The organism is Parabacteroides sp. Marseille-P3160, assembly GCF_900162725.1.
In the GTDB taxonomy this organism is placed as follows: Bacteria; Bacteroidota; Bacteroidia; order Bacteroidales; family Tannerellaceae; genus Marseille-P3160.
In genome coordinates, this window is the sequence record NZ_LT799418.1 from 4,541,836 (window position 1) to 4,567,825 (window position 25,990).

General features: G+C 41.6%; 15 protein-coding genes. 3 read left to right on the forward strand and 12 right to left on the reverse strand.

Features of this window, described 5'->3' with window-relative positions; all coding sequences use genetic code 11:
- Window positions 1-15: 15 nt before the first annotated feature.
- From BQ8014_RS18040 to BQ8014_RS18070, 7 genes are all read right to left on the reverse strand, one after another.
- Window positions 16-717, reverse strand: a complete 702-nt coding sequence (locus BQ8014_RS18040) for a DUF4998 domain-containing protein (RefSeq protein WP_160150124.1) — start codon at window positions 715-717, stop codon at window positions 16-18.
- Window positions 718-740: 23 nt separating this feature from the next.
- On the reverse strand, window positions 741-1,916 hold the full coding sequence (locus tag BQ8014_RS18045; RefSeq protein ID WP_080905562.1) for a DUF5000 domain-containing lipoprotein: 1,176 nt from the start codon (window positions 1,914-1,916) through the stop codon (window positions 741-743).
- A gap of 22 nt (window positions 1,917-1,938) precedes the next feature.
- Window positions 1,939-3,786 (reverse strand): FAD-dependent oxidoreductase, encoded by a 1,848-nt coding sequence (locus tag BQ8014_RS18050; protein WP_080905568.1) that lies wholly within the window; start codon window positions 3,784-3,786, stop codon window positions 1,939-1,941.
- A gap of 9 nt (window positions 3,787-3,795) precedes the next feature.
- A complete protein-coding gene (locus tag BQ8014_RS18055) occupies window positions 3,796-6,276 on the reverse strand; it encodes a hypothetical protein (RefSeq protein WP_080906053.1) in 2,481 nt (826 codons plus the stop codon).
- 91 nt (window positions 6,277-6,367) lie between these two features.
- Window positions 6,368-8,071 (reverse strand): RagB/SusD family nutrient uptake outer membrane protein, encoded by a 1,704-nt coding sequence (locus BQ8014_RS18060; protein ID WP_080905567.1) that lies wholly within the window; start codon window positions 8,069-8,071, stop codon window positions 6,368-6,370.
- Between the two features lie 13 nt (window positions 8,072-8,084).
- Window positions 8,085-11,438, reverse strand: coding sequence for a TonB-dependent receptor (locus BQ8014_RS18065; protein WP_369808836.1), 3,354 nt, complete (start codon window positions 11,436-11,438; stop codon window positions 8,085-8,087).
- A 229-nt stretch (window positions 11,439-11,667) separates the two neighbouring features.
- Window positions 11,668-12,600 carry a FecR family protein gene (locus tag BQ8014_RS18070; RefSeq protein WP_080906054.1) on the reverse strand — a complete coding sequence of 311 codons (933 nt, stop codon included), beginning with the start codon at window positions 12,598-12,600 and terminating at the stop codon, window positions 11,668-11,670.
- A gap of 139 nt (window positions 12,601-12,739) precedes the next feature.
- Between BQ8014_RS18070 and BQ8014_RS18075 the strand changes: the two genes are divergently transcribed.
- Entirely contained in the window at window positions 12,740-13,318 is a 579-nt protein-coding gene (locus tag BQ8014_RS18075; protein WP_080905570.1) for an RNA polymerase sigma-70 factor, read from the forward strand.
- Window positions 13,319-13,486: 168 nt separating this feature from the next.
- Here the strand turns inward: BQ8014_RS18075 and BQ8014_RS18080 are convergent, their stop codons facing one another.
- From BQ8014_RS18080 to BQ8014_RS18100, 5 genes are all read right to left on the reverse strand, one after another.
- Window positions 13,487-14,464, reverse strand: a complete 978-nt coding sequence (locus BQ8014_RS18080; RefSeq protein WP_080905571.1) for a glycoside hydrolase family 43 protein — start codon at window positions 14,462-14,464, stop codon at window positions 13,487-13,489.
- A gap of 9 nt (window positions 14,465-14,473) precedes the next feature.
- Window positions 14,474-15,517, reverse strand: a complete 1,044-nt coding sequence (locus tag BQ8014_RS18085) for a family 43 glycosylhydrolase (protein ID WP_369808819.1) — start codon at window positions 15,515-15,517, stop codon at window positions 14,474-14,476.
- Between the two features lie 101 nt (window positions 15,518-15,618).
- Entirely contained in the window at window positions 15,619-17,460 is a 1,842-nt protein-coding gene (locus tag BQ8014_RS18090; RefSeq protein ID WP_080905573.1) for a RagB/SusD family nutrient uptake outer membrane protein, read from the reverse strand.
- Between the two features lie 14 nt (window positions 17,461-17,474).
- Window positions 17,475-20,987: a TonB-dependent receptor gene (locus tag BQ8014_RS18095; RefSeq protein WP_080906055.1), complete on the reverse strand. Its 3,513-nt coding sequence runs from the start codon at window positions 20,985-20,987 to the stop codon at window positions 17,475-17,477.
- Window positions 20,988-21,229: 242 nt separating this feature from the next.
- Window positions 21,230-22,261 (reverse strand): FecR domain-containing protein, encoded by a 1,032-nt coding sequence (locus tag BQ8014_RS18100; RefSeq protein ID WP_080905574.1) that lies wholly within the window; start codon window positions 22,259-22,261, stop codon window positions 21,230-21,232.
- A gap of 150 nt (window positions 22,262-22,411) precedes the next feature.
- Between BQ8014_RS18100 and BQ8014_RS18105 the strand changes: the two genes are divergently transcribed.
- Both BQ8014_RS18105 and BQ8014_RS18110 read left to right on the forward strand, forming a co-directional pair.
- Entirely contained in the window at window positions 22,412-22,966 is a 555-nt protein-coding gene (locus BQ8014_RS18105) for an RNA polymerase sigma-70 factor (protein ID WP_080905575.1), read from the forward strand.
- Between the two features lie 141 nt (window positions 22,967-23,107).
- A complete protein-coding gene (locus BQ8014_RS18110; RefSeq protein ID WP_080905576.1) occupies window positions 23,108-25,921 on the forward strand; it encodes a TonB-dependent receptor in 2,814 nt (937 codons plus the stop codon).
- Window positions 25,922-25,990: the final 69 nt, after the last annotated feature.

Genomic DNA, 25,990 nt, shown 5'->3' on the forward strand with positions numbered 1-25,990 from the left:
TAAAAACAATTGATGCTATTTTGTAATTTTCAAAAGAACTTTTTCTGTGTAAAAAGTATCAACTGCGGTGGGCTCAGGTAAATAAATCGTTGAATAATAAATAGGTTGCTTAACATCAACATCCGTTAAATTCATCTCTTTTTTCAATATTTCTGTTGTAAATATTTGCTCTTCATTGGAATTTTCTTTTGAAACATAAAATAGTTTTATACCATATTCTGTTGAAGAATAAGCACCTCCCCACGCTATCTTCAGGATAGAATCCCCTATAGCCTCTACTGATTTAACATATTTATTTAGTAGCGATGATGCAAATTTTTCTCCGTAAACATTTGCATTATATTCATCAATAACTGACATATTTTTATATTTGTCACGCGTAACAAGATTTAATGTATAATTTCCTTCAGAGATGATCTTCTCGTTTTTCCCAATAAAAAGTTCAATAGGTTCAGTTATATTCCGATCTTCTGCGATAGGTATAATAAGAGAATCTCCTTTCTGAGACCAATAAACGCATAATTCCACCGCACGAGGATCAGACATCCAGAACTGTAAAAGGAAGCGCTCATTACCGGAATATATCTTAACCGAATCTGATTTCGCTATATAAATTATCTCTCCTTTAGAAAGATATGGATCTAAGCTTTCGTTCATATCTGAACAAGCTGTATATAGCAACAATAAAATTATACTCACGCAATATCGTTTTTTCATAATCATTGTTTTTAATTGTTTTTTTATTCTATCGCTTTACCCCAAAATGATAATTCATTTAAATGCAATGCATTTGTTTTAGTCCATGTTTCTATACATCTAAAGCGTATATAACGAACAGGTATAACATCATCCGGAAATTCGTATTCTTCTCCAGCTTCAGCATAAGCTTTATCTTCCGCTGTAACAACAGTAGATTCATTACCTGAAGGTTTATGGCTCTCACATTCCAATAGCCGAACCCAGCCATCCCAATTTGCCGGATCTTTTACTGAATTGAAATCAGTTGTACCCCAAAACTCAAAATAACGAGGATTATGCAATGAATAAGCATAATTTGTACGTCCCCAGACTTTAGTTCTTGATAATTTATAAATATGCCCTAAATCAACTGTAAAATAAGGTTTCGGATCCCCGGCAGAGAGATAATATTTACTATCATCACCAGTCGCAATGCCATCCCATAACTTATTCCAACCATTACTCCACGCAGAAGCAGCATACCCTGGGGCTAATGGCAATTCTTTGAATTCATTACTTGGTAGTTTCACTTCAAACAAAGGCTTTAAAATAGTGATTAAAGTATCCGTATAGTTTTGATAAATATCTCTGATAAAGATACAAAATTTTTGAGGAATAGTATCTAAACCACGGACAGCACCGCTTCCTTCTTTTTCTTTCGAATAAATGGTTTCCAGATCAATAAATTCATCTTCTTCTTTTTTATAAACCTCAACTACTATTTGTTCGTTTAGAAGGTTTTCCCAAATCATTTTAATTCCGCCCCAACTTTCATAGACATTCAAAGATTCATAAATCTTATAGATAGGAGAATCTAATGGTTCTATTTCTATATAAAGAGGAGCTGATTCATTTTGGCTCCGATCAACAGTTATTAACTCAATTGTTTGTTTCTTAGATTTTCCGAAACCATAAATATAGAGTTCATTCTTAAAAACCGAAGCTCTCTCCTCCTTTATATTACCTAACGTGTTTTTATATACAGCCTTAACATATAAAAGATCTGTTTCATTCGGTAACTTATAGGATATTTTCACTTTCCCTTCCATGTTCTCTACTACCGGTTCTGATATTTGTTGAGGAGCTATATCATCAACCGGATATTGCCCAACATATTCTTCTTTACAACTGCAAAGTAGCAAAAAAAGAATCATTATATTTATATATATATTCTTCATTGTTTTTATTTTAAAAAGATTTTTAATCCCAAAATGGATTTTGAACTAAATTATTATTCACACGAATAGAATAAGTACGTATCGGCCAAAGGTATTCTTTTGTAGTAAAATTTAAATTATCAAGAGTAAGTACTTGATAATATTNGTATTTCTTGCAGAGCGAAGCAGCCATGCCGACTACTTCCCCCATCATGCCCGTCGTTCGCATGACGCGCACCGTACCCAGGGCAACATGCGTCACACTTATGTTACGACCGGCCATAAACAGATTGTCAATGTTCCGGGAATAAAGGCAACGATACGGGATCGGATAAGGATAAATCGGAGTATGCTTGGCTATGGATTTAAACTCTTTTTCGGGGAAATTGGCCGTATTCTTAGGATCCGGGTAATGAAGGTCGATCGTCCAGGTCGTGGAAGCCGTTCCGTCTTCATGAACCACATTCTTGCGGAGATCGTCTTCCTTCAGGATATAATCTCCCAACAAACGGCGGGATTCACGTTTCCCGGCGACATACGCCACCCATTCCAATTCCAGGTTCTTGTACATATTATTCTCTTTCAGGTTATTCTTCAGATAGCTCCAGTTTGAATAAACGACCAGTAGACCATAGTCACGGATACGTTCAAAGTCCTTGATCTGGTCAAAGTTCATTCCTGTCTCCCAAGTCCATTCTCCCATCGTCACCTTCTCACAGTTCTGATCATTGAAGGTCAGGCCATAGCTAAAGGAAGGAAAACCGGCCGGTTCCTTCTTATCTACCGAGTACCATTGCACCGAGGAGCCCATCGTCATTTTATCTGCTACTTCAGGGGCTGTCTCTTCACCGAACTCCTCCTTGCTTTCGCGTCCCATCGCATAGTCCGCACCGGCCAAATAACCGATCGTCCCATCGCCCGTACAGTCCGAAAATACCGGGGCCGAGAAGCTCAACTCTTCGCCCGTCTCGATATGTTTTGCCTGTATGGACTGAATCGCGCCTCCATCCATTGTCACTCCAAAGGCACGGAAGTTGGAAAACAGGCTGATATTTTTCTCATTCGTTACAACCTCCCATTTCTTTGCATCCTCGTAATAATCGCCGGGCTGGGCGTTTCCTCCCTTTTCCGGTCCGAATTCTTTCTGGAGATTGCCCAGTTCCTTATAAGGGCCCGCCTCGATCCGTCCGCCCAGATGGACACGGATCTCCGAACTGTTGTTTCCCCCTAGTACCGGGCGATCATGGATCAAAGCCACTTTACACCCCAGGCGGGCAGCCGATACCGCCGCGCTGATACCAGCTACTCCCCCACCGACGACCACCAGATCATAACTTCCGGCATCCTGCGGTTGATCCGGAAGTCCCAATGCCTTCCTGCGGAAAGAGGATAGTTGTTTCAGATCGGAAGGCGGCACATCCCGTTCATCGGTCGTAAAGTAAATCGCATCACATCGGCCGTCAAAGCCCGTCAAATCACGAAGGGTCAGTTTCTGCTCACCCTCCTTCACTGAAACCTTTCCGGCGGACTGCCACATCCATTCCGTACCCTGCGTTCCCAGATCGGTCGCCAATCGTTTATTACCGACTAAAAGCGTAAACCGCCCCGGACCTTCCCCCTTATGCCAGGGGGAAGTCCAGTTATACGTACGAACGAATACATAATAGGTTCCTTTTTCCGGGAAAGTAATAGATGTCGTAGCGTCATTCACCGTTTTTCCCAGCCCATGAGCCAGCAAGTAGGAAGAGCCCATCAGGTCCATAAACTGCTGGTCAACTACCCAGCCTCCCTTTTGTTGAAAGCTCTCCGCCTCCACAAAAAGAGAGGCGGCTCGTGCCGACATCACACTTATAAATAACAAAAGAAGTAAGATTGCATTGCTTTTTCTCATAATAATATTCTATTTATATTCCAACCATGTAGTCACGTTTGTATCTGTATCCGAGATGAACCGGATCCAGCGGGCCTGAAAAGATTCAGGGAACAGATCTGTCTGTTTTTCTCCCGGCTGAACGGTATAGACGGCGTATTCCATCCAATCCCCATTCCCTGTCGGATCCACTTCCACCGTTATTTTTACCGGTTTTGAAGATTGATGCGATAAGGTTAACGTACGTTGGTCATAAAAACCAATTAAGTAAGGGTCGGAAGGAATCTTCGCCTTTACATCGGATTCCACCCAAGGACCTCCCTTGCCAACCGGTTTCCCTAATTTCCAAAGGTCGTCGATCACTCCTGCCCATACAGCCGCTTTCCCGTCTTCCGATACAATCACATGCGGATTGTTTTTACCCTCTTCCGGCGTAAGGCCTGTAAAGATAAGCATTCCGCGATAAGAAGCATAGTCGTTGATCCGGTAAGAATGGGAGGCGATCGGACGGATTTTAGCATATCCATCGGCATTTTCGGCCGGCAACTCATAGAAAGTACCATGACAGTTTAACAAATCACGCTCGGTTGCCACCTCACGGCAAATGCGTAATACTCCCTGATTGGTTAGAGAAGTATAGGTCTCATCGCCTAATGGAAGCCGCCATCTGCGTCCTTTATCATCTACAATCAGCACAGAGCCCTTCTCTATCTCAACGGCTTGCTGCGGAATCGCAAATTTCTCCCGGATAAAATCAGCTGTTTTAACATCTTCCTTACGTTCCAGTTTCAGTTGTTCACCCATCTCATAATAACCCGTTTCAGAGACTTTACCATCGGTTGTCGTGTTGGCCAATAATCCGAGCGCCCGGCGGTTATCTCCTAACCCATAGAGTAATCCTCCGGTGGTTGACAAGGACTTGACATCCGTTAGTCCATTAAAAGCTTTATCCGGTGTATTCTCCCTCCAATCTTTCGCTGTGTATGCAAAAGTCAGAGTAAGGATACTATTCCGGTCGGATTTGACCCGTATCCACTCGCCGGTTTCCCCTGATGTGAAATCAATAGTTGCCGATTTTCCCGCTGTCAATTCTTGTGTTTTGAGAATAGTCCATTGATTATTACCTGCTTTATCAACCTCATACGTGATTGTTACCGGAGTAGTCCCTTCATTTTTCACCCAGCTTTGACGATGGGCCCAACCACTGAAGAGAAACGGTTCCGAATATTCATTCGCTTTTACCTTTTCATTCGCCCAAACGGCTCCCTCTGCCGTGGAAGGCCCTAATTCATCCGGTTTGGAAAAGGAAGTAAACCATAGATTTGAATTCGATTGACCGGGGCCTTCGATATTCCCTTTGGCTTTCCGTTTGTTCAGGAATTCTTTTTGGGCGGAGTCGTCACAACCGAAAACCAGTTGATCGTTCCATCTGGCAAAATCACCAATCACTTTCAGATAAGCCGAACGAGGACGGATACCGGCGCTATTTCCCACCGTAAAGGTTCCAGGAAATTTCCAGAACATACCGTGCATTGTCATCAGATAATCCGGCTTTTCTTCCGTACCCACATTCCGGATCCGAGGCCATTCCGTATTCCATCCATGGGCTCCGTCGTAACTATGACTTGCTTTCGGTAAACGATAAAATATCCATCCTCTATCAGGCTCACGAACACCCAAAAGAATGGATTTATGATCCCAACCGACCGCCCAAAGGGGATCAGTCTCCGGATTCGGATTTCCGTAGATTCCACCGGGACCCGTTATTTCGGTAAACTGATTCCGTCGTACCAGTTTCCAGTCTTTCCCATTCCATTCGGAAAGAGAACCGGCTTCCACATCGAATTTATGCAAAGCCTCTTGTGTCGCTTCCCCGTTATTGGAATAAACCAAAACGCCCTGACCGGAATACAGGCCTTTCCCATGGGCGCCCTTCAGCAAATCGTTGGGTGGATTGACATCGGAATCCTTATGCTCTTTTTTAATTACATTCCCGTCTTTATACAGCTCCGTGACCTTTAACAAATGGACATCTACCTCATAGAAACCCTCCTCCATCGTTCCGATATACAATTTATTCGCAGGATCAGTCAAATGACGAGCTGTTCCCGTATATCTGCCCGGAGCTTCCTGCCAGGGAATGACCCGCACGGTACCGACACTATCAATTGCATAAGGGCCGATAAACAGTTGGTTCGATTCCTTATGGATCATCCGGTTGGCAGGCGTTCCACCGATACTCTCCGGACGAACCGTTTGCTTATAGTCCGACGATATCTCATACAGCTTATCCGACGAGCCATAAGGCAAGTGGGGACCGTAAGTGATAACCCAGAGGCGACCCGCCCAGGGAACAACTGCACCCGTACCGCATTCGCCCTCGTTATTATAATAGGCTAAACCGGGATAAATACCCGAAATCGAATCGGGTATTTCAGAATTATTTTTCTGAGTTGAACAACTCAAAGTGGTCAATATTGCCACTCCTAAAGCACAAGTTTTTAAATTCATAATGATCATTTATAGAATAAAGGCTCCTCAAATTTATAAGGATAAATAGAGGAGCCTACTATTTTTAGACTAAAATTATTCCTTCTTTCTTTTAATAACCGGGATTTTGCTTCAAATTCTCGTTAATAAGTACTTCTTTTGTAGGAATTGGCCATAGGTACTGTCTATCGTCCCAAGCACGTTGTGACAAGACCGCAATTTGTCCGGCTTTTTCCATCTCAGTGAAATCAGGAACGCCATCTTCATCAATTTTAGGAGTCGTCGGCCAAAACCAAAGTCCTTTATCCGCCACTTTTTCTTTCAATAAAGAAGCCGGATACAAAATTCCGTAACTTTTGTTTCTCAAGGCCTTGCTTGCCAATTTCCAACGGACAAGATCCATATAACGAAGACCTTCCTTTGCAAATTCCATCCGACGTTCCAAACGTACAATCCTACGTAATTCAGACTGTGTCGTTGTTATCACTTTAGGATATTGACCGGAAGCGGAAACAGGCACACCATAGGCCCGCGCCCGGACTAAATTAATCGCATTCAATACCGATTCGTCAATTTGATTTAATTCGATCTTAGCTTCGGCATAGATCAATAAGACATCGGCATAGCGAATGATAATCTTATCCGGATCGGCATCATTTCCATTCTCCAACCAGGTTTCATCTATTCCTTTTTTCCATACCAACGCATTAAAAGAAGCAAACTGCGCATTCGCACGATTATCATTATTCTTTTGCATCTTACCCGTATTATAATTCATCACGTTGATCGCATCCGGATGCGGATCATAATCAAAACCAAGGTGGCCGGTACCGAAAGCAACAATAGTGGCGCTACATCGTGGATCCCTGTTATCAAACGGCCTTTGAGGGTTAAACAAGGGGGATTCATCGATCGGAAGTCCATCCGTACAGAGAAAAGCGGCTAATAGATCCCACGAAGGATCCATGGCTGCCCAACCTCCCGGATTCCGGGTAATTGCATTCAGAACCGTACCGTTACCAATCGTGACTTTGTTTACAATCGAACGTGGAATGACAAAAATAGATTCTTCCGCATTTCGGGTTGTTGTCAAAAACAAGTTCGTAAAATCAGAGTGCAATTTGTATTTATCCAAATCCATACAGGCCTTAGCCGCTTCAGCCGCTATCGCCCAATCACCATTATACAATGCAAAACGGGCTTTTAATGCCAATGCCGCTCCTTTAGTCGCCCTTTGAGAGCTGGAGCCACTATAAGAAACCGGCAAATGAGCGGCCGCTTTATCAAAATCCTCATAGACTTTCGGAATGATTTCCGATTTAGGAGAACGTCCGATCTTAAAAGCATCTTCTATACTAATTACTTCCGTCACATACACAACATCTCCAAAATGTGAAATCAAACGGGCGTACATACTTGCTCTGGCAAAATAGGCTTCCGACGTATACTGGTCTATCTTTGTCTGTGAAATTCCCATAGACGCCGCTTTCTCCATATTGGCTAGAATCGTATTAGCGCGGGCAATGGCTTTGTATTGATTTGTCCATAGGTCGGTTACCGAACCATCTTGCCCATTTAATGTTCCATTCACAATCGCATGATTCGATTCACGATAGACATAATCATCCGTCCACTCTTCACTGTCCATCGGCCAGAAAACATCCCGATAAAAATCCTTCAAAGCCATCTCTATTTCCGTTTCCGTAGAATACCAATTCTCACTGGAGCCCTCGGAAAGCGGATTTAAATCTAGATCGGTACATGCGTTCAACAAAAGGGTGAAACCGAACGCTACCATTAATATTTTTTGTTTCATAACATTGCTTTATTTAGAAGTTAACAGATAAACCAAAAAGAAGAGAGGTAGTTATAGGGTATGAACCTGTACCCATTTCCGGATCCCATCCTTCCGGGAAATTACTAATCACAAATAAATCGTTTGCACTAAAATAAATTCTGGCTTTTTGAATGCTTATTTTCTGAGTAAGCGCTGCCGGCAAAGCATAACCCAACGTTATATTTTTTAGACGCACATATCTTCCGTTAAACATCCAGAAATCAGACATTGCCATATTCGAACCAATATTTGAACGTGTCAAACGCGGATAAACAGCTTTTGCATTCTCTGCATCCGTCTTCAGGGAAGTCCAGTATTTCCCATCCAATATCTTAGGTATGTTACCGAAGTTTTCACGTAAAGGTTCAATCATCGGACTACTTAACCGGACATTCTGACTTCCAACTCCCTGAAAAGCCAAAGATAAATCAAGCCCTTTATAGCCAACCGATAAATTCCCCCCAAACATATAACGGGGCAAAGATCCGCCTAATAAAACACGATCATATTCCGATGATATTTTGCCGTCAGGCACACCGTCCGGCCCGGAGATATCCACGTATTTGACATCTCCTACTTTTACATTACTGTTTATTTTAGCGGAATTATCCAAGTCTTCTTGCGTCAGGAAAAGACCATCCGATTTATATCCGTACCATTCATTAAATTCGCTGCCCTCCATTTTCACTTGATCGCCCAAGAATTCGGTTCCACCTAAATCGCCCATCTTAGAGATAAAATCGGAGAAGTTAATTGCCGCTGAATAATTAAAATCGCCAGCCTGGTCATTCCAGCTTAATTCCAATTCATATCCATTCGTATGCATTTTGCCCGTATTCTTGTCCGGATTGTCAAATCCCACATAATCTGGAATTTCAAGGGCTAACAACATATCTTTCGTCGTTTTCTTGTAATAATCCCCAGAAAAGCGTAAGCGATTATTCAGGAACGAAGCATCCAAGCCGAAATTATACGATTCGGTCGTTTCCCAGGAAATGTTCTCAATCGCATATCTCCATTGAGCGGCAGATAATTGAGATACAGGCTGCCCGTTTTGATAAAACACAACATTGCTGAATCCGATAGTCGCCTGATAAGGATAATAATTAGGTTTCCATGTTCCATTATCCCATACTCCTGTACGCTCATTGCCCAACGTTCCCCATGAAGCTCTTATTTTCAAGAATGAAAGCCAATCCCAATTGACATTTTTCAGGAAAGCTTCCTCACTCGTCACCCATCCTGCAGAGAAAGAGGGGAACGTTCCCCAGCGATAATCAGATGCAAAACGAGAAGAGCCATCATAACGTATGTTTGCCTGAAGCAAATATTTATTATCATAGTTGTATATGATGCGCCCAAACCAGGATCGATAAGCATATTCAAACGCAGATCCACTATTATCTCTCAATGTTTCAGGGCCTATACTCAAGTAAGGATAACCTGTCAATTCATATTGGTCACGTGATGCCATCAAAGATTCATTAAACTGATAATAGTTTTCATATCCAGCCATTAAATTAAAATCATGTTTTCCAATGGCTTTAAGATAATTAGCTATACCTTGCATTGTATAATTATAATCATCATTCCGGTTTTCCGTTAATTTTGTGGTTGCATGACCTTCAAAATATCCGCCGATCACATTCGGATCATTGGCCAATGTATACGGTGCAGCCAATCTAAAACTTTTAAGCTTTTCAAAATTCAACACAGGAGCAAAGACAGCAGAAACCGTTAATCCATCAATAGGTTTAAAATCCAAAGAGGCTTTTCCTCCAATTTGATTATACCAATTATCTTCCGTTCCACCGTCTTTTAAAATTCCATACGGATTGGCTCCGGTTTTCCCCTCGGCGACTCTACCGTCATTCCAGACAGCTGCATATACAGGGGGCGCAATTCTCATTCTATCTAATGGACTAAAATCGGCCGGCTCATGTGAGTTAGATCGTTTATAATTGAAATCCAATGTGGCGCCAAGATACTTATTAATTGAAAAATCATTATTAACACGAAGCATATAACGTTCATAATAACGGTGCATATATAAACCATCTATCTTATCATAAGTAAAAGACGCTTTCGTCCTGACATTTTTACTACCTCCCGCTATATTGAAAATATGCGTCTGACGCGGAGCCGAACTTTTTAAAATCATGTCGACCCAATCTGTAATCGGATAGTTATTCGGATCCGTTGCATTATATTTCACCCAGTTTTCCACTTGATCCTGAGAATAAGCCTGATACATTCCTCCCGTATTATTATCATTATAGCGTAACTCGTTGGTCATTTCTAAATAGCGTTGAATACCCACATATTGAGGTTGTTTTGTCGGGATCTCCCATCCATATTCAAAATTATAGCCCAAGGTTAAATCGGATTCTTTTGCCCGTTTAGTCGTTATCAAAATTACACCGGCCGCAGCGCGTGAACCATAAATGGAAGCGGATGCCGCATCTTTCAATACGGAGATATTTTCCACATCGTTCGGATTCACTTGATTCATATCTCCAGGAACGCCATCAATAATAACCAGCGGATTAGTGTCTCCAATAGTAGTTACTCCTCTGACTTTAATACTTCCGGCCGTGGCCCCGGGTGCATTATTGTCACGGGTAACCGTAACACCGGCAATAGCTCCCTGAAGAGCGCTAGATAGTTGAGCCGTTTTACGGTTAGCGACATCATCTCCTTTCAGTGCTCCGACAGCTCCGGTCAAATCTTTCTTCTTCACGACACCGTATCCTACGACTACGACTTCCTCCAAGGCCAACTGATCTTCCTGAAGAGTAACGGAAAGAGAAGATTGGTTGGCAACCGCAACCTCTTTGGATGTGTAACCAATATAGGTTATGACCAAAGTCGCATTTGTCGGTACTTCCAATTGGAAATTACCATCCAGATCTGTGATTGTACCATTCGTTTTGGAGCCTTTTTCAATCACGTTGGCTCCGATAATCGGTTCCCCATTAGCATCCTTGATAACCCCTGTTATTCGTTTTGTCTGATGCACTTCGTCTGATTGGTATTTCCTATTTGATAAAATAACCTGTTTGTCTACGATCTTATACTGGACATCTGTCCCTCTAAATAAAATTGCTAACGTTTCATTAATGTTTTTCCGATTGATTTCTATATCTACTTTTCGCTGGATATCTACAGATTTATCTGTAAACAAAAAAGAAAAATCCGTATTCTTCTCAATCTGATCCAGTACTTGTTCAACGGTAGCATTTCTTAGCGACAAGTTAATTACCGCTTTCTGTGAATAGGTATTTTCAGCGTGAAGTTGGGCTATTACGATGAATAACAAGAATAGACTTATCCTCATAATATGCATAGATTTAGGTAAATAATAAGAAATATTCTTCTTGAATAATTTAAAAAATTTCATAACTTTGTATTTAGATTTATTTATAATTCTACTAAGTTCGATGGGTGTCGGACTTAATTTTTTCACATGGAGCAGGCATAAGTTAGCGCTTATGCTTGTTCTGTTTTTTTGATTTAAGGCTACATCATATCATCATACACTCCTTTCTGTTTTAATTAAGTTGAACATCCTCTACTTATTTTAACCAGACATCTATCCGTTGGCGAGGATAGGTTAAGTCCTGTTGTTGTTTCACATCAGCAAAAGACCAACGAATCGGAGCAGCCATACTGAGGTAATTCAATATCTGCGTGATATTTTCCGAAGAAAAGGTTGCCCTGAATTTATATTCTTTCTGACTTTCCTTATGAAGAAATATATCTATGTTATATTTTCTTGATAATTGTTTAAGCACTTCTTCCAGAGTGGTATTTCTAAAGACTAACCGTCCGTCTTTCCAAGCCGTTTCTTCTTCAATATGAATCAGGCGAACCGTTAGTTTCTTTGTGTTTTTATCATAAAGAAGCTGTTCATCTGGTTTCAATAGGACAACCTGATCCCCAGCCATTATGTCTACTAAACCTGTTTCGAGTGAAGTCTTAATAGCAGAGTCCTCTTCATAGGCGTTCACATTAAATTTCGTACCGTGGGCTTTCACTTGAATGCCATTATTAAGTGAGACATAAAAAGGATGCTTCTTATCCGCTTGCACGTCAAAATATCCTTCACCACATAAGTAAACGAGCCTGTTTTGTCCTTTGAAACGGGAGGGATACCGAAGCGAACTACCTGCATTTAACCATACGAACGAACTGTCAGGCAATTGGATTTTAGTTATGATACCCGGTGCAGAAAAGGCTTCTACGTATGATATACGATCTATTTGTTTGGATTGTTGTATATATAAATAGGATAATATTCCGGTTGAAATGATTAACGGCAATAGCAAAATAGCGGCAATCCGCAACATATAATAAGTTAAAGACCGTCTCTTCCGGTCGGCATTCAATCTTTTCCGGTTTTTAATATAGGCAGCCTCTACATCAAATGATTTATATTCATGAATATCATCCTCAATTGCTTTCGCTATGCGAATCGTTCTTTTTATATCATCAATAGGATCTTCCATCCAATTTCCCTTTTCTATATAGACACATAACCCAGATAAACCCGACACCTATTTTTATTTTTTTAAAAAAAAGATTTTTAGAACTCTTCTCTTTTGCTACTTTTGTCAATATAGGAGAAAGAGTTAGAACTAATAATTAATGAAAAATACTGATGCTATTAATGTAAACCATCTTCTATGGCGCATATCAGATGATGATGAATCCGCTTACCGTTCTTTATTCGAACAGTATTATCCCCCTCTTTGCATATTCGCCAAACGCTATATAGAAGACAAAGCGACAAGGGAGGATATTGTACAGGATGTCTTTTCCTATATCTGGGAAAAAAGGAAATCTATCGCCCCGAATATTTCTGCCAGAAATTACCTGATCACTTGTGTTAAAAATTTATGTATCAATAATTTAAGAAAGCAAGAATATTTACAAAACTATCAAAACGAATTCATAGAAAATGCACCGGTCTATTCAAACGGGGAAGAGGATATTTATACATTAAAGGAATTACAGGAATTACTCACGCAGACGTTGGAGAAGTTGCCAAGCGAGTATCGTGTTGCATTTGAAATGAGTCGTCTGGAACAAAAAAGCATGGATGAAATAGCAAAAACAATGGGAGTTTCCATCCGGACTGTCGAGAGATACCGGAACAAAGCTCTTGAAATATTAAAAAATGAATTAAAGGATTATTTGCCCCTCCTTCTATTATTTCTCTCTTAATTTGGGATACATTATTCATATGAGAAACGCCATTGTTATGATAGGAGATGCCTAATAACAATGGCGCTTTAACTTTTTTAGAGGGAATCAGCCTTCCATCCATAAAGTGTTGGGAGGGGCTTTTTCATGCCTCAATAGAAAAGATTGGAACGCTTATAAACTTTTACTTTAAGGGAGCTTATCAACGACCATGGGGCGGACTAAGCCTCCATCCAATGAGATAACGTTGTCTTTCACCAACATATTTACAATATAGGCATCACGGGGATGTATCTCCGTTTGACTTTTATGCGCATGGAAGACATATCGCCTGTTTCCCTCTTTATCATAGAAAGGTGCACCGTGTCCAACACCAAACAAGTCCATATATTTATGTAGGATAGGGTTCCCCGCATATTTTTCCCATGGACCGAAAGGAGAATTAGCCGTCGCAAAACCTACTGCATAGTCCTGACTGGTATAACCATTGGCAGAATACATCATATAATAGATCCCGTCTTGTTTAAAGACAGAAGGACCTTCCACAACCTTAGGTAATATTAATTCCCACGGTTTATCAGCCATGAAACATTGTGTTAAGGTTTCTTCCTTTATTTCTTTCAAATTGTCTTTGAGCTCGGCACACCAAATAACATTTCCATCGTTGAAACGGACAAAGTACAGATAAGCTTTGCCGTTATCGTCAAAAAAGACAGACGTATCGATACTCTTTTCTTCACGGATCGGCTTCTTCTCGTCTTGCTTAAAAGGTCCTAACGGAGAATCCGAAGTAGCAACGCAGATGTGCTCTTCCGCAGAATAAAACATATAGAACTTCTTCTCTTTTTCTACATAATAGACTTCCGGCGCCCAATAATTAGACTCACCATAAGAATTCGTATGGCTTAGGGACAAAGCGGAGGCTCGCTCCCAGTACTCCAGATCTTTTGAAAAATAGACGTCGAAACCATTTCCGACATTCGTCCCGTATATATAATAAATACTGTCATAAAGCAATATATATGGATCTGCAAGAGGGACCGTTTTCGACAGCACCGTCAGGGGATTCTTTCCGGGCGTCGGATTGTTTTTTTCCAAATCGTCTCCTTTACAACCGATACCGATAAAGAGGATTAATAATAAAGGCAAAATCAATTTTTTATTCATCTTTCAATCTTATTTATTAATAACGGGACGAAAAGCTCCATAAGAAGGTTGTTGCTTTTCTACATAAGGCCATCCCGCTTCATCCCACAAAACACGATCCAACAAAACCTGCCGCTGGGCACCTAAGTTATCTAACTGATAAGCATGATAAATGATCCAGGTATTCTTTTCATCATCCTCCTGTAAAATGGAATTATGTCCGGTACCTGCAAAACGATCATCTCCTTTAATAATCACTTCATGGGCATTGTCCAACATTTTATCTCCGCTCTTATTGACATACGGTCCAAATAAATCTTTTGAACGAGCTACCACCGTTTTATACGTACTCTTTGCCCCTTCGCAACAAGAACCGATGGAAGCCAACAAATAATAATAGCCATCCCGCTTCCAAAGATTAATACCTTCGTACGCATTTCCTGCTATCTGGCGCTTGGTTTCAAGTTTAGGAGTAATTTGAAAGTCGTCCGTAATATTCAATTCCATAATATAAATGCCAAAAAAGCTACCCCAAAGCATATAATATTTTCCGTCTTCTTCATAGAAGAATTGATCAATTGAATTTTCCACATTCACTTCATGGCTGTCAAACACTTTCCCTTTTACCGTAAAAGGGCCGGTTGGAGAATCGGAAACGGCATAACCGACCGTACTGATCCAATGATTTCCCCACTGTGCCAAAGAGTAGAACAACACATACTTGTTTTTTATATATCGTATCTCAGGTGCCCATATCGCGGCATGTACGTTCGTCTTATTATCGATAAAGTCCGGGCGTGTCTTATCCGTAAAAGCGGTACCTACTTCCTCCCAATCGATCATGTTCTTAGACTTAAATATCGGCAGATTGCGAATATCTTCAGTCGCATATAAATAATAAGTGCCATCTTCCGCCCTAATGACAGTAGGATCGGGAGCCGCAATCCGTATCACGGGATTATGGTAAGCGATCTTCGAATCATCCACTTCCGGTATCGGCAGTTCATTTTCATCTTTTGAATGGTCATTTGCGCTACATGCTATAGCTAGTAGAAAACTAAAAAAAGTTATCATGCATCTCATTCTCATGTATTTACAATATTTTAAAAGTGTTTAAAACGATAAAACGACAAAGAGCAGTTTCCTTATGAGAAGGAAACTACTCTTTATATTACTTATTTCCAACCCGGATTTTGTACCATATTCGGGTTCATCTGTATTTCATTCTCCGGTATCGGGTATAACCAGTAATGATCACCTCCCCAACTATAATGATAGGTAGCTTGTCCCCAAACCTGCCGAAGGCCGTTCACTTCTGTTGTACCAGCGTTGTTATAAGTAGAGAATTTCTTATCCTTCCAGGTACCCCAGCGCAGTTCATCAAAGTAGATTAAATCCTCACCCAACAACTCCCAATAACGCTCGTTACGGATACGTTCACGCATATCTGCCTGACCAGTTACAGTAGTCGGTGCATTCGAATTTAACAACTTAGCACCGGCACGCGCACGAACCTGATTGACCACACTTACAGCCTCATCAGTCTTACCTTGTTCATTCAGAGCCTCTGCCAAATTCAGCAACACGTCGGCATAGCGGATCAAAGGCTCGTCAATAGCCGTCCCTTTCTGGCTACCTTCACCTGTACCTTCTGTCACGAACTTACGGTTTAGATAGTAGAACATTGCTTGCGTATCAGTGCGTACATCATTCGGCAGACGGGTAATAGTACCATCCGCATTCACTGTTTCCGTCCATTGGCTACGGAACGGGAAACGACTGGTAAAGTAATTATCCGCGCCACCGTCACCGCCAAGATACCGGGCATACGGGGTAATCACACTCATTTCCAGACGCGGATCGCGATTGTCATACGCTTTGCGGATACGGGCTTCGTTTCCAGTAGGCAAATAGTAATCCATATTAGCCCCTTGTTCTTTAGCGCTCTTTATTTCACTCTCGGTTAAATTGTCACGTAAGAAAAACACACGACGCTCCAATACCGAAAGGCTGGAATATTCGGGAATAACTTCGCTCCAGTTAAACTTGCTACCATCCGCATTTTCATACGAATCAACAAAATCCGGATTCACCAAGTAGTTATTCCACATAGAACCGTAAGTACAACGATTACCGAAGCCGCGATTTTTTGCGTTCCAATAGCCGTCTTCTTCGATACATTGAACGGAGAAAATCATTTCATCAGATTGTTCATTTGCTTCTTTGAATAATTTCTTGTAAGCATCGGCACCCCCTGTAAACAACTTATATCCACAATCTCCTACCTTTTTGAAATCAGCCTCTGCCGCAGCCCAATTTTCCATCCATAAATAAATCTTGCCACGTAGAGCATAAGCAGCCCCTCGCGTGATGCGCCCATAATTAGAGTCACCGCTCGTATATTTATCGGGCAAGTTGGGTTCATTGATGCTAACCGTTAGATCTTCAATAAGCTTTTCCCACATCTGCGTCTTCGTCAAACGGCTACCTTGGGCTTCATCAATATTTTTAATTGGCTCGGTATAATAAGGAACTCCTCCAAAAAGAACATTCAACTGGTAATACCAATAAACACGCAACACTCTACACTCTGCGACTAATCTCGCTTTAGTAGCATCAGAAATACCATCGACTGAAGGTAGGTTGGCTATCACATCATTCGACCGGATGATAAATTTATAGTTATCATGCCAAATCCAGCCTGGCCCATCCCCTGACGTTGTCTGCCAACCAAACAACATGCCGAAGTTACGCCAGTTGGCATCACGATCCATGACACTGGCAAAACAATCGAACCACATATTATAGTTATCATTATATAAATGATTCAATCCGTTGTATATACCGGTGACTGTCTGCTCCGCCATTGTTGCATCATTCCAGACCTCGCCCTCACTCGGTTGATTTTTGGGAGTAAGATCCATATCGACACATCCGGAAAGGAGTAAACCAGACAAAACCGCTGAAGAGAAAAGTTTTGCCGTATTTTTCATTATATCAAATTTATTTGTGTTCATAATCTTTACGTTTATTAGAATGTAACATTTACACCCAGTGCAAACTGGCGCATCGGCATATATCCGTCACCACTCATTCGCTCAGGATCAGATCCTTCGAATCCGGTGATCGTCAATAAGTTCTCGCTGGATGCATAGATACGAGCATTCTGCATGTAGGCAGCCTTAACCCAATTCTTCGGGAGTGTATAACCGATTGTAAGATTTTTCAACTTAATATAGTTACCACTTTGCAGATGCCATGCACTATTTGCGTTTGCTTGTCCGTTACTCGTTGCAACCAAACGCGGGGTTGCAGAAGAGATATTCGTACGCGGATCATTCGGGTTTTGCGGATCATAAAAATAGTGATTATAAGCCACATCCTCGCCAAGACCATAACCATGGATGACACTTACGCTGTTTTGAGTTACCTTGTAGTAATCAATCTTAAATCCTGCCGCACCGGCCCAGTTCATTGACAAATCAAACCCTTTCCAAGTCATGCTAGCCTGCAAACCGAAGTAATATTTCGGAGTGCTGGATACGCCTTGGAAGTCATAATCGTTATCATTACCATAAATACCGTCACCATTATAATCTGCATATATCATATCACCATACCAGATCTTGTCTTTTGCAATACCTTGGTTCGGGTAGAATTTATAACCAGCATTACTCATAGCCTGCAACCAAGCCATATCATTTTCCGTACGGATCATACCATCTTTCGGGCCGCCGTTGATATTAACAGAACCGTCTGCATTGAAATAGGAACCATTTCCTTTATATACATTAAGCATATAAAATTCGTTCATCTGATGTCCTTCCAAAATACGTGTAGTCGAGCCATTAGAGACTGTTCCTACATTCTGATACCAAACGCGATTACCATTTTCATCCGTTCTCCACTCACGGACAAGCGTTCCTTTGTACTTAGTTACTTCGTTCACATTGTATGTAAAGTTTCCTGAAACTGAATAAGTGAAATCACCAGCATGATCATTCCAGCCTAAGGTCAACTCTAATCCCTTATTATTTACATCAGCTAAATTCTGCAAAGGAGAGGTAAACTGATTCAATGACTCAGGAAGTGTCGGACGATACAATATACCTGTTGTATTCTTATTATACATTTCAACCGTACCATTCAAACGGCTAGCTAACACACTGAAGTCAATTCCGAGATTGGTGATAGCCGTCTCTTCCCATTCCAAACTATAGTTAGAGAAAGTGGTCATCGTCAGACCATTGGTTTTAGTTCCATTAAATGCATAATTATAACCCGAGCCATAAAGAGCCTGCCATTCATAGTTACCGATGGAGTTATTACCCAGCTTTCCCCAGGATCCACGAATTTTCAAATTGTCCATCCAGTCAATATCTTTCATAAAGCCCTCTTCCGAAATACGCCATCCAAGCGAGAAAGAGGGGAAAAAGCCCCAACGGGAATCAGGAGAGAAGCGGGAAGAACCATCATAACGCATATTCAATTCGGCAAGATAGCGTTCGTCATACGAATAGTTAACACGTCCGAAAAGCGAACGGGAGGAGTATTCAAAGGAAGAACCTTTGATATAATACGGATCTGTCATCGCGTCAAAATCCGTCAGGTTTACACTGGACATACCTTCTTTACTAATATCTACCTCATCACCCCATTTACGATACTCTTCATAACCGACCAATGCGCTTACATCATGTTTACCAAACTTATGTCCCCAATTCAACAAAAAGTTTGTTTTCCAGCTTTTATCACGGTGTTCCCAATCATATACTCTATAAGTAGACAAATCTGTCGACGTAGGAGGCGTATTCAGCGTCATCCCGCGATTGAAGCTGTATTGCTGTTTGTATGAGGATGGCAACCACTTATGATGGTTGTTAAAGTTATCATAATATAAATTTGCCGAGAATTTGAAATCTTTCAAGAACTTTACCTCTACATATGGATTGATATAATACTTGTTCTGTTTGTAAAACCCATTAGAATTACTCATATTAAGCACCGGGTTACCAGCCTGACCATCTTCTTCATTTGTTTCGGTACCACCATACATCCCATTATAGTAAGGGTATACACCCGGGGTTACTTTCTGCATATTCAAGCCCCACAAGTCGCTGACACTATTACGATCTTGGTCTGCATTATACCCCCATGCACGCATACCAACCGTTATGAAGTCTGTCACTCTCGATTCTATGTCGCTGCGGAAATAATATTTCTTCACACCGGATTCAAGCACCATCCCCGGATTATCAAGATATGTCCCGGATAAGGAGTACGTCGTACGCTTTTCTGAACCCATCAAGCTGATGGTATGTTCCTGCATCCATTTAGGCTTATAGACTTCATCATACCAATCCGTATTCGGGTGCGTTACATAGTTTGGAATCCCTTCTGAGTTCAGGGCATTCGGGCTTTGGGATGCTTCCCGCCACTCATTGATGGTAGATTGTGAAAACTTCGCCGCTTGTGCCGAATTTATATAACCCTCATTGATGAATTCCATATAATCTGCATAATCTGTGACTTGACGAATCAGTTTGGCAGGAGTATTATAAGAAAATTTCCCCGAATAAGAAACATTGACCTTCCCATCCGTTCCCCGTTTTGTAGTTACCAGGATAACGCCATTCGCTCCACGGTTACCGTAAATAGAACAAGAAGCAGCGTCTTTCAATATAGAGATGGAAGCCACATCGTTCGGGTTGATTTCGTTGAGACCCATTTCCATACCATCGACCAATATCAAAGGGGAGGCATTATTCATTGTACCTGTACCACGGACGAGAACTGAAGCCGCCTCCGAATTAGGTTGGCTACTGGTGTTCATCACATTCACACCTGCAGCCATACCGGACAGGGAAGAAGCAATAGTGGTAACAGGCCGCGCCAACTTCTCATCATTAAAGTTAATACTGGCAACAGAACCAGTCAAATTCACCTTCTTTTGAGCGGCATAACCTACCACTACGACCTCCTCCAAAGCTAACTGGTCTTCCTGGAGAGTAATAGAAAAAGAAGACTGGTTGGCAACCGCTACTTCTTGGGGGTTATAGCCGATATAGGAAACGACCAAAGTCGCATTTGCCGGTACTTCCAATTGGAAATTACCATCCAAGTCCGTCATAGTCCCGTTCGTCTTTGATGCTTTTTCCATGACATTGGCCCCTATGATCGGTTCACCTTTTGAGTCTACGACCTTTCCTGAGATCTTTTGGGTTTGCTGAAGTGTTTGTCCTTTCTCTTTAACCGTTAAAATTATATCTTTGTTTACTACTTTATAATCAACAGTAGAACCTTTAAACATCTGGTCTAATATGGCAAATACATCTTTGTTATGAACATCGACCGAAACTTTCCGATCCATATTTACCAATTTATTATTATAAAAGAAATGAAAATCAGTCTGATTTTCAACTGCATCCAATACTTCTGCAACCGTTTTATTTGTCAATTTAAGTGACAAGTATGTATTTTGCGCATAAGTACTGGCAGAAATCAGACTCACGGAAAAACAAAACAAGAATAAGGTTAATTTCATAACTCTATTTATAAATTTACCTCCTTCGGATAAAACAGAAAAGACTCTATCCGATTGGATATAACCGTTTTTTGTCATAATTTTGTATTGATTTTATATTAAAAAAATAATTCATTTGCCTTCATCGTGTATTGTTGCGATGAATTGTTTCATACGGGAATCTGTTGGTAGCATTTTTCCGTATGTTTTTTTTATTTCCTTATGAACTGTTGTGCATATCTGATGGATTTAAGATTAAAAAATCATTTTCTTTTTCTTAATTGGATACTCGTATATTTCATGCCCCGGCTATCGTCTTCCGTTGAATAACGGATCGTATAATCAATATTGGAAGATATTTTCAAATAATCGAGAATCTGGGGAATTTGCCGGTTTATAAACGTTCCGGTAAAACTATAACTATTAATCACCGGATCTTCTATTTTAAATTTCACATTGTAGAAATAAGCAATTTTTCGCAGGACATCCGGCAAAGGCGTATTTTTAAAGATCAACTTACCATCCACCCAAGCCGTCTCCAACGAGGGTTCAATCTTTTTCACCTCGCAGCGGCCGGTAGGCATATCGACGATCGCTTTTTCGGAAGGAGATAACTCCTTCGTACTGAATCTTCCCTCTTGATTCTTTATATTTAAAACGACCTTCCCTTCGACCAATGTGGTTTCGATCCGGTCCTCACCCGGATAAGCCTGAGCATTAAAGGTAGTTCCCAGCACCTGGATCCGGACACGATCGTCCGCCATATGTACGATAAATGGACGTGACGGTTGATGATCCACTTCGAAATAGGCTTCTCCCCTAAGGGAAACATTTCGTTTCGATGAACGGAAAACAGAAGGATAAATCAGCTGGCTCCCCGAATTCAAACAGACTTTCGTACCGTCGGGAAGTTCCAGGTGGGTCCGCATTCCAGCGTTGGAATTCACGGTGATCATCTGAGATTCTTCTTGCGAAAGATTCATCCAGTAAACCGTTGCGCCTCCCAACACAAAAAAGAGCAGACAGGCGGCAGCCACTGAAACTCGTTGCAGCCAAAGCGTCCTCTTCCGTCCCTTTATTCTATTCAGAACGGCATCATAGGCAGCTTCAGGCTCCCGGGCTTTTATTCTCCGGTTCGTACGACCCGCAAAATAGATCTTAGCCAGATTAAGCAATATCGATTCATGGGATTCATCGGCACACAACCAACCTTCCACTTCCTTCTGGATTTCGGAAGAAGCATCTCCTTTGATATATGCTAATAAATGCATATCATCCGGGACGTGTTTTGTCATAGGTATTTTTGGATCCACTTTTTTATCCCTTTATAATAAGACACCTCAGATTCATGACACCCTAAAGAGAAATTCCATTTTATTACAAAATCTATTCTTTAAATATGTAACTTTGCCTTTGATTATTGCTAGCAGAACAGGATCTTGCGTATGGATGAAGAGCTGATCAAACAAATACAAAACGACGATATAGCCGCTTATAAACAGCTGTTTATCAAATATTATTCACCGCTTTGTGAATATGCATCGCAATTCATAACAGATATGGAAACGGAAGAGCTTGTGCAAGACCTGATGCTGTTCGTTTGGGAAAACCGGAAGCAGCTTATGATCACCCAATCGGTGAAATCCTATCTTTTTACCTCTATAAAATTCCGTTGTTTAAATGCCATACGCGACAAGCAATATCATTCGCAAGTCCATTCTATCATTTATGAAAAGTTGAAAGATCAATTTGATGATCCGGACTACTATCTGGCAAATGAATTGGCGGAAAACATAGAAAAAGCGATTGAACAGCTACCGGAAACATACAAAGAAACCTTTCTTCTTAGCCGTTGGAGCGATCAAACCAATGCCCAAATTGCAAGCCAATTATCCGTATCCGTGAAAACAGTCGAATACAGAATCTCCCAATCGTTGAAAATCCTGCGGAAGAGACTAAAGGATTACCTGCCATTCTTTCTGTTTTTCCTACGAATCTGAGTAAAAAACGACTCATACGGATAGCTATCCGTATGAAGTGTTGAGTGTTTTCGTTAATAAAAACAAAATGTAATCATAGCTTCTTAAACCATTCGGGAAAGAAAAGGTCTATCTTTTCAAATATTCATAGAGAAGATAGATATGAACAAAGGGAAATACGGTATGTTGATGCTCTTCTTTCTTTTATCCATCACTTGCTTTGCTCAGCAATCAAGTGTGGAAATTCGGGGAGCGATTGTTGAGAAGGGGACAGGAGAACCGGTAGAGCAAGCTACCATACGTTTGTATACGCAGAAAGACAGTACTTTGATCCGAGGTATCACGAGTGACACGAAAGGCAGTTTTTCCATGAAAGACGTAAAGGCGGGCAATTACTATTTGAACATTTCTTTTCTGGGATTCGATCCTATATTTAAACCTTTACGGATCACAGGACAGAAGAATATAGAAGATGTAGGGAAACTGGAAATGAGTGACAACGGCGTTCTCCTACAAGAGGCTATAGTCATCGGAAAAGCGGCCGAGGTGGTCATACGTAATGATACGATGGAATATAATGCCGATTCCTACAAAGTGACAGAGGGTTCCGCCCTGGAAGACCTGCTGAAAAAAATGCCGGGCGTTGAAGTCGGTACCGATGGAAAAGTAACGGTCAACGGAAAAGAGGTGAAGAAGGTAATGGTAGATGGAAAAGAGTTTTTCTCTGCCGACCCGAAAGTAGCCACGAAGAATCTGCCGGCCAAGATGGTGGATAAAGTACAGGTATTGGATAAAAAGAGCGACATGACTCTCATGACCGGTTTCGACGACGGAGAGGAAGAAACGGTCATCAATCTGACAGTCAAGCCAGGAATGAAGGAAGGCTGGTTTGGTAATGCCTTTGCCGGCTATGGCAGCAAAGACCGGTATGAAGGAAACGCGATGGTGAACCGCTTCGTCAATAATGACCAGTTCACCTTTCTGGGCGGATTCAATAATACCAATAATATGGGATTCTCCGACTTGGCCTCGACGATGTTCGGAGGAATGAGTGGAGGCGGACGCCGCGGATTCAGAGGAGGCGGTACGGGGAATGGTATCACGACCTCGGGAAATGGAGGCATCAACTTCAGCAAAGAATTTACTCCTAAACTGACAGTAGGAGGAAATGCTCGCTATTCCCATTCGGACAACGATGCGGAAAGCAATTCCAGTACCCAACAGTTTTTGCCCGGTGACTCTACGTCCTACAGCCAGGAGTTAAGCTTTGCCAATACAAAAAGCGATAATATCGGAGCGAACTTCCGTATGGAATGGAAGCCTGATACATTAACCCAGATCCTATTCCGTCCCGATTTCAGCTATAGCAAAAGCAGTAGCCGGGAAGAGAGCAATTCAATGGAACGTTATGAAGTAGGCGATACGATCAATAAGAGCTACGCCACGAATTATACGGAAGGCGAAGGATACGACCTTTCGGGAGAATTGGAATTCAGCCGGAAACTGAACGACAGGGGACGGGTGTTCAGCGCCTCCTTATCAGGGGGGTATAGCGACTCCTACAACAATGAGAACACTTATTCGAGCACGGAATATTTTAAGACCGATTCGACCGAATTGATCGACCAGCGTGTCCGCTATGATAATAACGGATTCAATTACCGGGCATTCGTTTCATGGGTAGAACCCTTGGGAAAGAATAATTTCCTGCAGGCCACCTACAGCTTCAGCCAACGGCGGCAGGAATCCCTGAAAAACGCCTACAATGCAGATACGGAAGGCATTTATAACCAATTGGATACGACTTATAGCAAGAATTACCGGAACGATTTCATCAGCCAGCGCATTGGATTGAGTTTCAAGGCTCAGCGTGAAAAATACAATTATACGATCGGTCTGAATATGGATCCTTCATACACGAAAAGCGAAAACTTTATCGGAGATACGATCCTTTCCAGCCTGAGCCGGAATGTATTCAATCTCTCTCCCTTATTGCAGTTTAACTATCTTTTCGACAAACGGACGAATCTCCGGATCAACTATAACGGACGAACCAGCCAGCCCAGCATGAAGCAGTTACTACCGGTGCCCGATTTATCGAATCCGCAGAATATAATTATTGGTAATCCGGATTTGAAACCGTCCTATAGCAATGACCTCTTTATCCGGTTCCAGAAATTCGTTCCGGAGCAGCAAAGCGCCTTCTTTATCATGGCCAATGGAAACTATATGGTCAATGATATTGTGACGACCAGCGTCCGGGATGCCGAAACGGCGAAACGGCTGACGACCTATACGAATGTCAATGGAAATTACAGTGGAAACATACGGATGATGTTCAATACTCCATTAAAAAACAGAAAGTTCACTATCAATTCCATGACTATGACCTCCTATTCCAACAGCAACGGATTTGTGAACGAAGAAAAGAACCAAAGCAATAACTTCACGCTTTCCGAGCGTGCGGGGATCGATTTCCGCTCGGATTACCTGGATCTCGGGATCAATGGAAATATCCGGTATAATAATATCCAGAATACGCTCAGCTCGCAGCAAGACCAGGCGACTTATAACTATGGGTTAGGCGGAACGACGACAATTTACCTCCCTTGGAATATCAAAGTGGAAAGCGACCTTAATTATTCCACCAACTCTGGTTATTCCGATGGGTATAAACAAAAAGAAATGCTCTGGAATGCATCGGTTTCCAAGAATTTCCTCAAGGGGAATCAGGGAACATTGCGAGTCAAGATTTATGATATTCTACAGGAACGAAGCAATATCTCACGCTCCGTTGGGACAGACTACATTACCGACTCGGTTTATAATACTCTGACCAGCTATGTGATGGTTCATTTCATCTACCGGTTCACGCTCTTCAAAGGCGGCGCAACCGAAGGAGATATGATGCGTGACGGCGGTTCCCGGAGATTTGGCGGAGGTCGTGGGCCCGGAGGCCCCGGAGGGCCATTCTAAAGATAGATATCCGTAGAACCTTTGTTTCGATTTTATATACTTGTTTCTTTCCACTTGAAAGAAACCCCA

Bases quoted from the DNA above. Each gene is read 5' to 3' on its own strand.
- BQ8014_RS18040 (WP_160150124.1), bottom strand. From the start codon at position 717: ATGAAAAAACGATATTGCGTGAGTATAATTTTATTGTTGCTATATACA.
- BQ8014_RS18045 (WP_080905562.1), bottom strand. From the start codon at position 1,916: ATGAAGAATATATATATAAATATAATGATTCTTTTTTTGCTACTTTGC.
- BQ8014_RS18055 (WP_080906053.1), bottom strand. From the start codon at position 6,276: ATGAATTTAAAAACTTGTGCTTTAGGAGTGGCAATATTGACCACTTTG.
- BQ8014_RS18060 (WP_080905567.1), bottom strand. From the start codon at position 8,071: ATGAAACAAAAAATATTAATGGTAGCGTTCGGTTTCACCCTTTTGTTG.
- BQ8014_RS18065 (WP_369808836.1), bottom strand. From the start codon at position 11,438: ATGCATATTATGAGGATAAGTCTATTCTTGTTATTCATCGTAATAGCC.
- BQ8014_RS18070 (WP_080906054.1), bottom strand. From the start codon at position 12,600: ATGGAAGATCCTATTGATGATATAAAAAGAACGATTCGCATAGCGAAA.
- BQ8014_RS18075 (WP_080905570.1), top strand. From the start codon at position 12,740: ATGAAAAATACTGATGCTATTAATGTAAACCATCTTCTATGGCGCATA.
- BQ8014_RS18080 (WP_080905571.1), bottom strand. From the start codon at position 14,464: ATGAATAAAAAATTGATTTTGCCTTTATTATTAATCCTCTTTATCGGT.
- BQ8014_RS18085 (WP_369808819.1), bottom strand. From the start codon at position 15,517: ATGATAACTTTTTTTAGTTTTCTACTAGCTATAGCATGTAGCGCAAAT.
- BQ8014_RS18090 (WP_080905573.1), bottom strand. From the start codon at position 17,460: ATGAACACAAATAAATTTGATATAATGAAAAATACGGCAAAACTTTTC.
- BQ8014_RS18095 (WP_080906055.1), bottom strand. From the start codon at position 20,987: ATGAAATTAACCTTATTCTTGTTTTGTTTTTCCGTGAGTCTGATTTCT.
- BQ8014_RS18100 (WP_080905574.1), bottom strand. From the start codon at position 22,261: ATGACAAAACACGTCCCGGATGATATGCATTTATTAGCATATATCAAA.
- BQ8014_RS18105 (WP_080905575.1), top strand. From the start codon at position 22,412: ATGGATGAAGAGCTGATCAAACAAATACAAAACGACGATATAGCCGCT.
- BQ8014_RS18110 (WP_080905576.1), top strand. From the start codon at position 23,108: ATGAACAAAGGGAAATACGGTATGTTGATGCTCTTCTTTCTTTTATCC.